Source organism: Phyllobacterium myrsinacearum (assembly GCF_014138285.1).
Classification (GTDB): domain Bacteria; phylum Pseudomonadota; class Alphaproteobacteria; order Rhizobiales; family Rhizobiaceae; genus Phyllobacterium; species Phyllobacterium myrsinacearum_A.
Genome location: NZ_JACGXN010000002.1, coordinates 465,280 through 478,915, shown reverse-complemented (window position 1 = coordinate 478,915; position 13,636 = coordinate 465,280). Strand labels below are relative to the sequence as shown.

The 13,636-nt window shown below is 57.1% G+C and carries 14 protein-coding genes and 1 other RNA gene; 9 read left to right on the top strand and 6 right to left on the bottom strand.

What is annotated here, in order from left to right:
- Positions 1-32 precede the first annotated feature (32 nt).
- From FHW16_RS11890 to FHW16_RS11865, 6 genes are all read right to left on the bottom strand, one after another.
- Positions 33-689: a class I SAM-dependent methyltransferase gene (locus tag FHW16_RS11890; RefSeq protein WP_182549392.1), complete on the bottom strand. Its 657-nt coding sequence runs from the start codon at positions 687-689 to the stop codon at positions 33-35.
- 5 nt (positions 690-694) lie between these two features.
- A complete protein-coding gene (locus tag FHW16_RS11885; RefSeq protein WP_182549391.1) occupies positions 695-1,948 on the bottom strand; it encodes a DUF3419 family protein in 1,254 nt (417 codons plus the stop codon).
- A 147-nt stretch (positions 1,949-2,095) separates the two neighbouring features.
- Positions 2,096-3,133 (bottom strand): HlyD family secretion protein, encoded by a 1,038-nt coding sequence (locus FHW16_RS11880; RefSeq protein ID WP_182549390.1) that lies wholly within the window; start codon positions 3,131-3,133, stop codon positions 2,096-2,098.
- A 4-nt stretch (positions 3,134-3,137) separates the two neighbouring features.
- Complete coding sequence (locus tag FHW16_RS11875) at positions 3,138-4,721, bottom strand: MFS transporter (protein ID WP_246711738.1); 1,584 nt, start codon at positions 4,719-4,721, stop codon at positions 3,138-3,140.
- Positions 4,722-4,828: 107 nt separating this feature from the next.
- Entirely contained in the window at positions 4,829-5,269 is a 441-nt protein-coding gene (locus tag FHW16_RS11870; RefSeq protein ID WP_246711723.1) for a MarR family winged helix-turn-helix transcriptional regulator, read from the bottom strand.
- A gap of 110 nt (positions 5,270-5,379) precedes the next feature.
- The gene (locus FHW16_RS11865; protein WP_182549387.1) at positions 5,380-5,886 is read right to left on the bottom strand and encodes a GNAT family N-acetyltransferase; all 507 of its coding nucleotides are present in this window, start codon (positions 5,884-5,886) and stop codon (positions 5,380-5,382) included.
- 214 nt (positions 5,887-6,100) lie between these two features.
- Here FHW16_RS11865 and FHW16_RS11860 point away from each other — a divergent pair, with 214 nt between their 5' ends.
- The 9 genes from FHW16_RS11860 (at position 6,101) to FHW16_RS11820 (ending at position 13,631) form a co-directional block, all read left to right on the top strand.
- On the top strand, positions 6,101-6,475 hold the full coding sequence (locus FHW16_RS11860; protein WP_182549386.1) for a hypothetical protein: 375 nt from the start codon (positions 6,101-6,103) through the stop codon (positions 6,473-6,475).
- Positions 6,476-6,631: 156 nt separating this feature from the next.
- Complete coding sequence (locus FHW16_RS11855) at positions 6,632-7,351, top strand: J domain-containing protein (protein WP_182549385.1); 720 nt, start codon at positions 6,632-6,634, stop codon at positions 7,349-7,351.
- A complete protein-coding gene (locus FHW16_RS11850; protein WP_182549384.1) occupies positions 7,338-8,102 on the top strand; it encodes an N-acetylmuramoyl-L-alanine amidase in 765 nt (254 codons plus the stop codon). Before FHW16_RS11855 ends, FHW16_RS11850 begins: the two co-directional genes overlap by 14 nt.
- 211 nt (positions 8,103-8,313) lie before the next feature.
- A complete protein-coding gene (locus tag FHW16_RS11845; protein ID WP_182549383.1) occupies positions 8,314-9,036 on the top strand; it encodes a lytic transglycosylase domain-containing protein in 723 nt (240 codons plus the stop codon).
- 93 nt (positions 9,037-9,129) lie between these two features.
- Positions 9,130-9,561, top strand: an RNA gene (gene rnpB / locus FHW16_RS11840) — RNase P RNA component class A.
- Between the two features lie 428 nt (positions 9,562-9,989).
- Positions 9,990-10,454, top strand: a complete 465-nt coding sequence (gene mraZ / locus FHW16_RS11835; RefSeq protein ID WP_182549382.1) for a division/cell wall cluster transcriptional repressor MraZ — start codon at positions 9,990-9,992, stop codon at positions 10,452-10,454.
- Positions 10,454-11,461, top strand: coding sequence for a 16S rRNA (cytosine(1402)-N(4))-methyltransferase RsmH (gene rsmH / locus FHW16_RS11830; protein WP_182549381.1), 1,008 nt, complete (start codon positions 10,454-10,456; stop codon positions 11,459-11,461). The genes mraZ and rsmH overlap by 1 nt, the downstream gene beginning before the upstream one ends.
- A 3-nt stretch (positions 11,462-11,464) precedes the next feature.
- Positions 11,465-11,905 (top strand): cell division protein FtsL, encoded by a 441-nt coding sequence (gene ftsL, locus FHW16_RS11825; protein ID WP_182549380.1) that lies wholly within the window; start codon positions 11,465-11,467, stop codon positions 11,903-11,905.
- Position 11,906: 1 nt separating this feature from the next.
- Positions 11,907-13,631 carry a peptidoglycan D,D-transpeptidase FtsI family protein gene (locus FHW16_RS11820; protein WP_182549379.1) on the top strand — a complete coding sequence of 575 codons (1,725 nt, stop codon included), beginning with the start codon at positions 11,907-11,909 and terminating at the stop codon, positions 13,629-13,631.
- Positions 13,632-13,636: the final 5 nt, after the last annotated feature.

Below are 13,636 nucleotides of genomic sequence, written 5' to 3'. Positions count from 1 at the left end.
GGCGGGGTCATAACGGCCCCGCCGGTCTCATCCTAGCTCTGGCGGCGGATGATCGAAATCCAGGCAAAACCACGATAGAGTCGTTTCGCTTCTACATGCGAGCCCGTTCCGGCAGCGATGGCTTCGGCCACATCAAAGAGGTCGTTGCGCGGGGTGACGTGATACCACTCCAGCCATTTGTATAGGGCTGTTTTTGCCGCGCCGGGCAGATCCCTCAGATCGCCGAAATCGACAATGTGCAATTCACCGCCAACGCCGAGATGATTGACGGCTTCGCGCATGACATTCTCCCATTGCGGGATCATCGACACGGCGTAGGAGATGAAAATCCGGTCAAACTGCGCGCGCCCGAACGGGGCAGAAGGGTCAAACTTTGCCGCATCCGCATAGGCAAGCTGGGTGCGCTCTCCAAGAGCTGCGGTCACGATCTTCTGGCGGGCCGTTGCCAGCATTTCATTGGAAATGTCGATGCCATAGAGTTTTGTCGTAGGGTAAGCCTCGCCTGCCATGACGAGATTGCGGCCCGTACCGCAGCCGATTTCCAGTATGCTGCCATTGGCGGGCGGCGTGAGGCCGGCGATCATCGGGTCACGGCCAAGCAGATAATATTTGCGCGTGGCATCGTAGAAATGGCGCTGGTGGCGGTAGACGCGATCCATCAGCGGTCCATGTTCGATTTTGGCAAACATTGAAATCAATCCTTGAGCAGATAGAGATGGAAGCCGCCGTAAATGGACGACCGGTCACGCGCATGCAGATCCCGTGACTGTTCTTCCCGGTAGTCCCAGCGCTCCAGCAGGGCGTCATCAATACGACCCGGAAGAATGGTGGGTTCGGCAGCCGTGCGGAAAATGACGCGCGCACCGGGAGCAGCCGTGCGGGTGATCTCGTGCCAGAGCTCGTCCAGTTGCCTGTCGTTCATCCAGTCCTGCGCATCGAGGAGAATATAACGGTCAACCGACCCGGCGGGCTTGGCCGCAAGGAACTCCGTCAACGATGCATTGACGACGCTCATGCGTTCGGCGCGGTCGCGCACGTTCTCGAAATTGTTGCGGGAGAGATAGGGAGGCAACGGCCCGGTTTCGGCATTGTCGCTGTAACCGCGCCCGAAGGCCTGCCAGGCGAAATAGTTTTCCGACAGCGGGAAGCCGCAGGCCAGTTTCTCCAGACGGCGGCGCAGCACCAGCGCCATGTTGCCATCGCCTGCCGTTGCCAGCGCGTCGTATTGCTGTGGCGGGATACCGAGGCCAAACAACGAGGATTTGCGCTTTGTTGCCCAGCGTACCATGCGCTTGTCGAAAAGCGGGGCGAGGGCACGATCAAAATAGGCACGTTGCTCTTCGATCGTCGCAGCCTTGAGGATGTCGCGCGGATCAATGCCGTAGAGTCTGGCGACGCGGTGACCCATCCCGATGAACAGGCCGAGCAGACCATGGCGGTAGAGATCACGCGAGAAAATGGTGATGCGGCGGCGGCCCGACAGCATGCGCTTTTCCCAATAGGCGCGGCTGGTGGTATCCAGATGCGGCTGGATGAAACGTTCATAGACGGCGAGGTTCGCCTTGTCATCGGCCGTTCCGTAGAAGCGATAGAATGCATCGTAATTTGGCAGGCGGGTAACCGCAGCGAGCTTCAGTCGGTTGAAGGCCACGTGGGCTGTGTTCAGATCGACGGCCTCGACGCTGGCGGGATCGGCGGTGAGGTACGACATGGCGTTGCAGCCGCCTGACGCAATGGTGACAATCCGGTGGCCGGAATGGATTTGCAGCGCCTCCATGTCGACCTCGGGGTCTTCCCATATCTGCGGGTAGACAAGGCCCTTGAAGACATGGGCAAACAGCCGCTCGGAAAGTCCGGCTTTTGACAGGAGCCTGTTCTGGCGAACGGCATTCTGAACTTTTTCATGCCGCGGCGCGGAAGCGCTGTTGGGCTGTTTCGCAAACGGCATCGGATCGAATCCCCTTCGTTGGAAATTCCTCTCCGCCTAACATTTCGATGTAACAAAGCCGTGACGGTTTTGAATCAAGTCCTTGCCGGATTGATTCAGGTTATACGGCTAAACCTCTGTGACTTCGGAAAAAAACATGGCGCGAACCTATTTTCCCAGCTCGGTTCGCACCACGACGGACATGCCGGGTGCCAGGTACTGGGTGAGCTCCTGACCGGGATCGACCGAGATGCGTACCGAAATGCGCTGGGCAACCTTGGTGAAATTGCCGGTCGCATTGTCGGGCTTGAGTACACTGAATTCCGAACCGGCGGCCGGGGCAAACCGCTCGACGTGCCCCTTCAGGCGCCTGCGGTTCAGCGCGTCTACCGTGAACGTAACCGGCTGGCCGATCGTGATGTTGCTGAGCTGCGTTTCCTTGAAGTTGGCAATGATCCAGACATCCGGTGGTACAACGGCCATCAGCTGTGTTCCGGCAGTCACATACTGTCCAAGCTTTGCGCCCACTTCGCCAATCGTGCCGTCACGCGGCGCGACGATTTTTGTGTTGGTCATGTCAATATCGGCAAGATTGACCGCAGCCACGGCCCCTGCGACGGTGGCTTCAAGCGAGCCGCGACTAACCTTGATGGTCTCCAGATCCTGCCTTGATACTTCCAGTGCAGCCTGGGCCTGCGTCACTGATGATTGCGCCTGTTCAAGTGCAGTTTCTGCCTGATCGGAGTCGCTCTTTGTCATGACACCTTTGATAGCCAGCGGTTCGATGCGGGCCCAGTTGGCCTGTGTGCGCCGCAGACCCGAATTGGCACTGTCGAGCTGAGCCTGACTTGAACCTATGCGCGCTTCCGCTGCCCGTTCCTGCTGGGTCGAGTTGTTGAGGGCAGCCTGCTGGCTCGCCAGTGTCGCCTTTGCCTGTTCGAGCTTCTGCGCATAGATCCGGTCATCAATCCGCACCAGCAGCTGTCCCTCCTTGACCTGCTGGTAGTCCTGCACCGGCACTTCGACGACATAGCCGCTAAGCTGCGGGCTGATGAGCGTCACATAGCCTTTGACATAGGCGTTCTCGGTGATCTCGACGTCGCTGTGGAAAGGGGGCAGCCGCCAGGCATAGAGCACCAGCACCAGGCCGAGAATGCCCAAGAGGATTGCGATCAGGGTGGCGGTGTTGCGGAGCAAACTGGACATGATTTTATGAACTTGGTTGAGCCATTTCGCCGGTCACGCGCGGAAGGATGAACCTTCCGGCGGCATAGCGAAAACTGACATGGGTGAGAAGGGCGACAAGGGCGAAAAACGAGATACCGGCTATCAGGAAGAATGCGTCATTATAGGCAAGGATATTGGCTTCACGGGTGGTCTGCTGGGACAGAAGCGCGACACCTTCCGCATTGAGCAAGACCTTGTCGGTAATCACACGGCCATAGCCGCCGGCGAGTTGCGCAACACGTTGGGCAACGAGTGGGTCGGACAGGACAATATGTTCTGCAAGCACGTTGGAATGGAATTTCTCCCGGATCGTGATGAAACTGCCGAAGACGGCGGTTCCAAGCAGACCGCCAAGACTTTGCGTCGCCAGAAATACAACGAAGAAATTGAGGATATAGACCGGCCCGCGTTTCAGCGCCGATGTCAGACCGGCGGACATGGCCGGCGGCAGGAAGATCACGGTTGCCGCAGCGATCAGGGCCTGGCTGACATACATGTTCTCAGGGCGGGTCAGATTCGTTGCCTGGCTGTCCATATAGGAGCCGATGATCAGGAAGACCAGCGCCACCACATGGATCGCAGGCCCGCGTTCCGGCGTCATCACGGCAGCGCAACAGAGACCCGCGACGACCATCGACACCATCATCACCGCATAGAGAGTGGCTATCTGTTCGTTGAGCAAGCCCAGATTCTGGAAGAAGTTCGTGGCAACGGTAGCTTGCTCGGAAACGATCAACCGAAACAAGAGGATGGTTCCTGCCAGATGCAGTATCTCCTTGCTTACGATCCAGCGAATATCAAGCAGCGGCTTTGCCCGGTTCAGATCAATGACAACCGCGAGGGTTACCGTGACCACTGCGACGGCAAGGAGAATGCCGAGCCAGGGTACTTCGGTCCACCAATAGAGGCGTCCAGTCACGAGGAAGACGGCCGTGCAGCCAAAACCGACGGCGATGAGCAGATAGCTCACAATATCCAGTTTTTCGATGACCTTGGCACGGGGTGGAGGCGTCAGCGGTAGAAGATAGATGATCGCAAAGGCAATGAAGGCCAGTGAAACCTCAAACATGTAAAGGCCACGCCATTGGCCGAACTCCAGCAGTGATGGCGACAGAAACCGCGCAAGCGGCGATGCGAGAGATATATTGGTCAGCACAAGACAAACTGCGACGGTCAGTTTGCGCGCAGGCGGAAATGCCTCGAGCATGTAAAGAAAGGCAAGGGTCGACATAGGCGAGGCCGCTATACCGCTGAAAAAGCGGATGATGATGGCCGATTGCAGGTCGGTGACGAAAAGATGCATGAGCGAGATCAGGACGAACCCGGCAATGCTGAGTTCGGCAAAGTTTCGTAGGCCATACTGGCTGCGGATTTTCACCAGTGCAACGGAGAGGCTGACATTGGGCGCCATATAGGCGGCAATCAGCCACGTCGTCTCGGTGTTGGTTGCGCCGAGATAACCCTGAATCTGCGAGACATTGGTGGCAATGAGGTTCATTCCCAACCCTTGGGTCAGGGAGATGAGGGTAGAGGCGGCGATGTAGACGGCCGACCAGTATGGGCTCATGGGTAGTGGCGGAACAGGCGGAGGTGTATCTGACAGCACCGCTTCCTCCGGTGGTTCCGGTTGCAGCTTCAGCGGGTCGTACCCGACAAATTCTGCCTCGGGGATCATCAGGCCTGATCCTTGTCCATGTCACTGATATTGCGGTTGATGGCACGGATCAGATCAAGCCCGGCACCGAGGGCCTTGTCGTCCACGCCCTTGAGAAACTCTGCCCGCAATTCCTGCGCCAGATGATTGACCTCACTGGCAAGACTTGCGCCGAGAGGCGTCATGACAATCTGTTTGGCACGGCGGTCGCCATCCACAGAGCGCCGTTCGATAAAACCCTGTTTTTCCAGACCGTCGAGAAGCCGCACCATGGTCGGCGTTTCGATTTCGAGCTCTTCGGCCAGATCCTTCTGGCTCAGAATCTCCATGCGGTCGAGCAACATCATTGTCCGGGCCCGTGCAAAGGTCAGCCCGCGTTGTTTGACCCGCGCATCGAACAGCGTGCGGATCTTGCGGGTAACCTTCGAGAGCTCGTCGATATAGGTGTCACGGGGCATCATTTTGTACATATCGTAGCCATGTAATAAGTAGTGAGCTAATCATAACATGGTGGTATAGACCCAATGCACGCAATTTTCAAGACGGGGCGGTGATCTTCGGATGGCCGCGTTCAGCGCAGATCAAGCCGCAGCAACTCGTCGTCATAGGATTGGCCATTGATGCGCAAGGCGTCTTTTTCAAAGCCGAAGACCGTGAATCCCAAACTGAGATAGAGCGCACGTGCCGGCAGGTTCGCTGCCATGACGGTCGCGTGCAGCGTATCAACGTGATTGCGGGCGTGATCGATGACCGCCAATGTCAGCTGCCGGCCGAGGTGGTGTCCTCGCCAGTTTGAATGAACGAAAACGCCCCACAAGAGACCCTTGTGTTTCTGTTTGACCTTGGCCGTTGTCACAAAACCTGCTGTGCCGACCAGTTCCGCTCCTGCGAAAGCACCGAAAACCGCGTTGGGTCTTGCCGCAAGCATCTGTTCGATATCCGCAGCTTCACGGCCAATCTCATCCTCGTAGCTCGAACCAAAGCTTTCCGGTGAGCTCTTCAGGCCATGGAGACGCAGCTCCTGAAAGGACTCGGCGTCTTGCACGGTGAGAACGCGAATCAGTAGGGAAATGGACATTTGAAGGACTCTTCGCAGAATTTCATGTGCGGAAGGGAATTTTGCAGAACAAGGCGCCCGTTGCAACCGTTGAGAAAAGCCCGAGTTTACTGGTGGTTTGTTAAAGTTAAGTTGAAAAGTTAACCCAACTGTAAAACAAGACCCAACTTTGCCTTATTTCAGGTAAGATAGAAGATGAGGGACGCATTTAGGTTGAAACGGAGAGGGTATACTCATGAATAGCAAACTTCTTATTTCGCTTGGTATGGTTTCACTTCTTGCACTGACAGCGTGCGGCAAGGAAGAGGAAAAAAAGGCCCCGGCAACAACTGAGCAACCTGCTCCAGCACCGGCTACACCAGCACCTGCAACACCATCCACAACACAGACCCCGGCTGCTCCGGCAACGCCAATGAATGCGCAGGATACGTTGCAAAAGCTGAAAGAGCAGGCAGCAACCATGACGGCTGAGCAGAAGCAGGCCGCTGTCGCAACCGCTCGCAAGGCTGCCGAAGATGCTGCCAAGGCTGCCGGCCAGACTGCGGACCAGATCAAGGCCGCTGCGGATGCTGCTGAAAAGGTTATCAAGGACGCCCTCGGCGTACAGTAAGAGCAATACTCCCTAATAAAAAATGGCCGGCTTCGCGCCGGCCATTTTGCTTTTCCGGCCGAATTATCGGCAGGTGCGTCAACCGGTCCCGTCAAACTCGATCTGCCGTGCCAGATCGCTCTCGCAATTGCGAAAGAATTTGAATAAAACAGTGTCATGTCGATTTGGCGCCGTATCAGCGACTTCATTACCACCACTGCAATCGATGCTTTCTCCAGCATCATCGAAGCCGTGCGCACTGCGTTTGAGGGAGATCCTGAAACCCGCAGGCGCGTTGCATTCTCGATTGCGATGATTGCGCTTTCGGCCAAGATGGCCAAGGCAGACGGTGTGGTAACCGAAGTCGAGGTCAAGGCGTTTCACGAAATCTTTCATGTTCCCCCTCGCTATCAGGATCAGGTCGCCCGCCTCTACAATCTCGCCAAGCAGGATGTAGCGGGTTACGAGACCTATGCGGCGCAACTGGCCTCGCTGTGCGGTTCCGGTCAGCCGAACTGCAAGATGCTGGAAGATATTCTCGACGGCCTGTTCCACATAGCCAAGGCAGATGGCGCACTGCATGACAAGGAACTGATCTTTCTGGGAACAGTCGCCGAGATCTTTGCACTCGATGAAGACCAGTTTGACAGCATTCTTGCCCGGCATGCCGGGCGCGGGCAGGCCGACCCCTTTGTGGTTCTCGGCCTCATGCGCGGCGTCAGTTTCGAAGATGCCCGCAAGCGCTATCGGGCGCTGGTGCGTGAAAACCACCCGGACATGCTGATTGCCCGTGGCGTGCCGGAAGAATTCGTTGCGATAGCCAATCAGCGCATCGCAGCCATCAATGCGGCCTGGGAAAAAGTCGAAAAAGATCTGAAGGCATATGAACGCGTTTAAACCGGACCATTTACGCGCGGAAGTGCATCCTTCACCAAACATTGGACCCCGCAAGGATGGCAAGCATCCGTCGTATCTCGTCCTGCATTATACCGGCATGGCAACGGGGGAAGCTGCGGAAAGCTGGCTGACCAATCCGGAAAGCGAAGTTTCCGCACATTACGTCGTGCACGAGGATGGGCGTATTGTGCAGCTTGTGCCCGAGAGCGCGCGCGCGTGGCATGCGGGGCAAAGCTACTGGAAGGGCGAGACGGATATCAATTCCTGCTCCATCGGCATTGAAATCGTCAATGGCGGGCCTTTGCTCGATTTCCCTGATTATGCAGAACCGCAGATCGATGCGGTTATTGACCTATGCAAGGGAATTGCCTCGCGGCACAAGATGCGCCCGGAGAACGTGCTTGCCCATTCGGATATTGCGCCGGCGCGCAAGATTGATCCCGGTGAGAAATTCCCGTGGTCCGTTCTTTATAATTCCGGTGTGGGCCACTGGGTGCCGCCGTCACCAATCCGTGGCGGCCGGTTCTTTTCTCTTGGCGATCAGGGGCAGCCGGTAGAAGCATTGCAGAGCATGTTGGCTCTTTATGGCTATGACGTGCCGATCGACAGTGTGTTCGGAAAGTCGACAGAATTAGGCATTTTAGCGTTCCAGCGCCATTTTCGCCCCGAAAAAGTTGACGGAGTCGCCGACATGTCAACCATCGAGACCCTGCATCGGGTACTTTCTGCACTCCCCGCACTTCATGCTTAACGTACTGTAAAAAAACGCTTTCTTTATTATTTATTGTGCACTGCAACCTATATATTTCAATGTGTTACACATTGTTATTTGGTCGACCCATATTCGGCTGCATTGGACCGTCACATCCTTAGCCATTGTTCCGGTGGTGCCCTTTTTGATTTTTGGCGCGGAACGGGTCCGGTGATGCGCTCGCATCGCCCAAGTGTTTAGACGGAAAACGATGACAAAAAAGATTGGTATGATTCTCGCCCTTGTTGGGGCGACGGCCTTGTTTGGCTCAAATTCAGCATTCAGCAGTCCGGCGGAGCCGACAAACCTGATGGATTACCTTAAGGCCAAGCGGGCAGACGCCGAAAAGGACAAAACAAGCGGGAAATCCGCCAAGTCTGCAGAGACAAAGGGCAAGGGCAAAAAGGTTGCCGTGAAAGAACGGGCCAGCAAGAAGAACCTGGCTTCATCCAAGCGCCCGATTGTTGAAACCAAGGCGCGTATCAAGGTGCGTGTTCGCAACAGGAACCTTGCCAACGTCGATACGATGACGACGGGCAGCATACCGTCCGCCATGGGATCGATGAAGTACACGACCATCATCAATTCTTATGCCGCTTCCTATGGTGTACCGGCTTCCCTGGCCAATGCCGTGGTTCGGGTTGAGAGCAATTACCGCGCCGACATGACTGGCAGTGCTGGCGAGATCGGTCTCATGCAGATCAAGCTCGAAACGGCGCGTGGCCTTGGTTACACCGGTACCCGGCAGGCGCTCTATAACCCCGAAACCAATATCCAATGGGGCATGAAATATCTTGCCGGAGCACACAAGCTCGGCAACGGCACGACCTGCGGTACGATCCTGCGTTACAATGCGGGTCACGGCGCGACGCGCATGAATCCGGTCTCGGCCAACTACTGTGCCAAGGTGAAGATGGAAATGGCCTCCAACTAAAACTGTTGGAGAACTGTTTAAAAGATGAGGCCGGATAACCAATCCGGCCTTTTTCATTTGCGTTTTCGTTGCGAAACCCTTTTATACGCTTCGTCAGCTGGCCGGGCAGCCGCGCGTGTCAAAAGCCGAAAGGCGGCACGTGAGGAAAGTCCGGGCTCCAGGGAAACACGGTGCCGGATAACGTCCGGCGGGGGCGACCCTAGGGAAAGTGCCACAGAAAGGAAACCGCCCCGTCTTTCGTTGCGCCGGATCAAGTTCGGTTGGACGCAAGGGATGACGGGGTAAGGGTGAAAGGGTGGGGTAAGAGCCCACCGCGTTGCTGGTAACAGGAACGGCAAGGTAAACCCCACCGGGAGCAAAACCGAATAGGGACGGCGTGCCAGGCGTGAGTCTGGCGATTGGTTTCCGGTCAGTCGTCCGGGTAGGTTGCAGGAGGCGGATGGCAACATCCGTCCAAGATGAATGGCTGCCGCGTCGGACGCAAGTCCGGCCATACAGAACCCGGCTTACAGGCCAGCTGACACTTCATTCTCTTTCTGTCGCGGCATGCACACGTTTTCGTGTGCGTGGCTGGTGGTTCGTGGTTCGACAAGCTCACCATGAGGGGAGTGAGCCTCACTCCCCTCATGGTGAGCTTGTCGAACCACGTTTCCTAACCGTTCATTAAGCTTAATGAGCCATAAATTCAGAATCGCCGGAAGTGCGCCTGATTGAAGGCTTGCTCCCACCATGTGTTCTCTAATCCCATTGACGCCCATAGTGCCCCATGATATCCATTGGTTTCATCAGTAGCGTTCAGTCGACACGGTGTTTCCCGACATTGGATTTGGCATGCCAGGGCTTGCATTCGGCCCATTTGGCCAATGCTTCCATGGCTATTGATGGGGCTCCAAGGGGTGGAGCAGGGGTAGAAATGAAACAGGCCTTCGTGGCGGAAACGGCGGTGTTGCGTTTTGAACCGGTTCCTCGGACATGTGACGAACAAGATCGATGCGAAGGGACGGGTTTCCGTGCCGGCGCATTTTCGTTCGATCATTCAGCAGGCCGGCCACACGGAACTGTACGCGCTGCGCTCACTGCATCTTCCTGCCCTCGATGCGGGCGGGCCGGATCTGCTGACGCGCTTCGACACGCGGCTGGCGAGCGAGGATCCCTTCGCCGAAATGGCAGACGATATGTCTTTCTACCTGCATGCGGACGGGGGCTTCCTGAAGCTGGACGCGGATGGCCGGATCACGGTGACGGATTTCCTGCGCGAGCATACGGGCATCACGACAGATGTGACCTTTGCGGGGGCGAACACGCATTTTCAGATGTGGCAGCCGGAGCAGTTCGAAACGCATCGGGCAAAGGTTCGTCAACGCCTGACGGAGCGGTGGCGTCTGGAAAATCAGGACAATCGGACAGGGAACAGGTGATGACAGTTTCGGGCGTTCAGGACGATGCGCGCCACATACCGGTCCTGCTCGATGAAGTCATTGCCGCGCTGAAACCCGGTCCCGGTCAATTGATCATTGATGGCACATTCGGTGCGGGCGGCTACACCAGGCGTATTCTTGACACCGGCGCGTCCGTGACGGCCATCGACCGTGACCCCTCCGCCATTGAAGCCGGACGCGCGCTGGAAAAGGCGCATGCGGGCCGGCTGATGCTGGTACAGGGCACGTTTTCCACACTGGATCAGGTTGCATTGCTGGGGGCTCCCGACGGCATCGTGCTCGACATTGGTGTTTCGTCCATGCAGATCGATGAAGCCGAGCGCGGTTTTTCGTTCCAGAAGGACGGCCCGCTTGACATGCGCATGTCCAGTTCGGGTCCAAGCGCGGCCGACGTGGTCAATCGCCTCAAAACCGGCGATCTCGCCCGTATCTTCAATTTCCTCGGTGAAGAGCGCCATGCTGGGCGCATTGCGCGCATGATCGAAAAGCGCCGCGCCACCGAACCGTTTCACCGTACCCGCGACCTCGCCAATGCCATCGAAGCGCTGGTGGGACGCAACCCGAAGATACCGATCCATCCGGCAACCCGCGTGTTTCAGGCGCTGCGCATCTTCGTCAATGACGAACTCGGTGAACTCGTGCGTGCACTGCATGCGGCCGAACGGGCGCTCAAGCCGGGCGGGCGTCTGGTTGTTGTGACATTTCATTCGCTTGAGGACCGCATCGTCAAACGCTTCTTCAATGATCGTGCCGGTTCGAGCGGCGGCTCCCGTCATCTGCCGCAGGTGCAGGTGCGTCTGCCCAGCTTCACGCCCATCGGAAAAGGCGTCGTGGCGCCCGGCGATACCGAAACCGTGCGCAATCCGCGGGCACGCTCGGCCAAGCTGCGTGCCGCAATCCGCACAGAAAACCCGCCGCTTGCCGAAGATCACGCGATCTACGGCCTGCCGAATCTTCCGCATTTTCATGAAACGGCGAGGAGCTGATCCATGCTGCGCACCTTCGACATCATATTGATCGGGCTGATGATCGCAGCTGCCGGCATAACGTATAAAATCAAGCACGACGCTGAAAAGCAGATGACCGAAGTGCACAAGATCGAGCGCATGATCGCCGATGAGAAAGACACCATTGATCTTTTGAAAGCGGACTGGAGCCTGCTCACGCAGCCGAGCCGCCTGCAGAAACTGGTCGCCTCCTTTCAGGGGCAGTTGAACCTGCAGCCGGTCGAAGCACAGCAGATCGCCAACCTCAACGAAGTTCCCAAGGCCAAGCCCGCAGCCGAAAAGATCGATGACGTCGCCAACCTCATTACCGAAGCCGATGCGGGCGCTGTGGTCAAGAAGACCGATACGATCAAGACCGGTAGCGTAAGCAAGCCCGCCAGTGCGGCTGTCCCTGGTGCAAAACCGAAGGGAGCTGCGCATTAACATGGGTATCTGGATCAAGCGGAAGAATGCACAACTGGAAAACGGAATCGCTCCGGCCTTCGAACTGGATGCGAAGAAGAAAAAGTCAGGCAACCGCGCACGCAACCGCGTGATGATGGCCATGATGTGCTTCGTCGGCATTTATGGCGTGATCGGCGGACGTCTGATTTTCTACGGCATGCAGGAGGATACGACCGGCTACAATGGCCCGACGGGTACCGTGCTTGCCTCGCGCCCGGACATCCTCGACCGCAATGGCGAAGTGCTGGCGACGGATATCAAGACCGCATCGCTTTATGCCGAACCGCGCAAGGTTATCGATCCCGATGAAGCCTACGAACTGCTTTCAACCGTTCTGCCGGATCTCAATTTCGAACAGACCTACAGCCGCCTGAAAAGCGGCGCCGGTTTTGCATGGCTGAAGCGTGGGCTTACCCCGCAGCAGAAGAGCCAGATCATGGCACTCGGCATTCCGGGTATCGGTTTCCGGACCGAGAAGTCGCGCTTCTATCCCGGCGGTCCCACAGCCTCCCATATCCTTGGCCTCGTCAACATCGACAATCAGGGTATTGCCGGTATGGAAAAATACATCGACTCGCAGGGTCTGTCTGATCTGCGCGATGTCGGTCTCGCCGACAGCCGTTCGCTGGAGCCGGTGCGCCTGTCGATAGATCTGCGCGTCCAGCACGTCGTGCGCGATGTCGTCGTGACCGCGATGCAGAAATATCGCGCAATAGCAGCAGGTGCTGTTGTGCTCAACGTCAACACCGGCGAAGTGATGGCCATGGCATCGGCACCGGATTTTGATCCGAACAATCCGTTCAATGCGCTCGACAAGGACCATCTCAACCGCATGTCGGCCGGTCTCTACGAGATGGGATCGACAATCAAGAGTTTCACGACGGCCATGTCGCTTGACCACGGTGCGACGCTGAACACCACCTATGACGCCACCCGTCCGATCACCATCGGCCGCCAGACTATCCACGATTTCCACGGCAAGGCGCGCGTGCTGACGCTACCGGAAGTTTTTGTTTTCTCGTCCAACATCGGTTCGGCCCGTGAGGCCGATGCGGTGGGTATCGAGAACCACCGGGCATTCCTGACACGTCTCGGCCTGCTGGATCCGATGAAGACGGAACTGCCTGAGGTGGCCAAGCCATATTCGCCAAAAGTGTGGAAGAAGGTGAATTCGATCACGATCTCCTTCGGGCACGGCATGGCGACAACACCGCTGCAGACGGCAGTTGGCGCTGCGGCACTGGTGAATGGCGGCAAGCTGATCGAACCGACGTTCATGCCTCGCACGCTGGAACAGGCGCAGGCGATGGCCGAACAGGTGATCAAGCCGAAAACCAGCGATGACATGCGCTATCTCTACAAACTCAACGGCGACACCGGTTCGGGCCGCAACGCCAATGTCAAAGGCTATCGTGTCGGCGGCAAGACGGGTACGGCTGACAAGGTGGTCAATGGCCGGTACGCCAAGGATCTCCGGTTCAATGCCTTCGTGGCGGCGTTCCCGATCGAAAAGCCGGAATATGTCGTGCTGACGATTATCGACGAACCAAAGCCTGCCGAGGGGCAGAGCAGCGGTATCGCAGCGTACAATGCGGCGCCTATGGTGGCTGAAATTATCCGCAGATCAGCATCATTTCTGGGTGTAAAGCCCGATTTCGGCCAACAAGTCGCGCCATTGCAGGTTTCCTACGACAGTGATGAGTAAAGCAG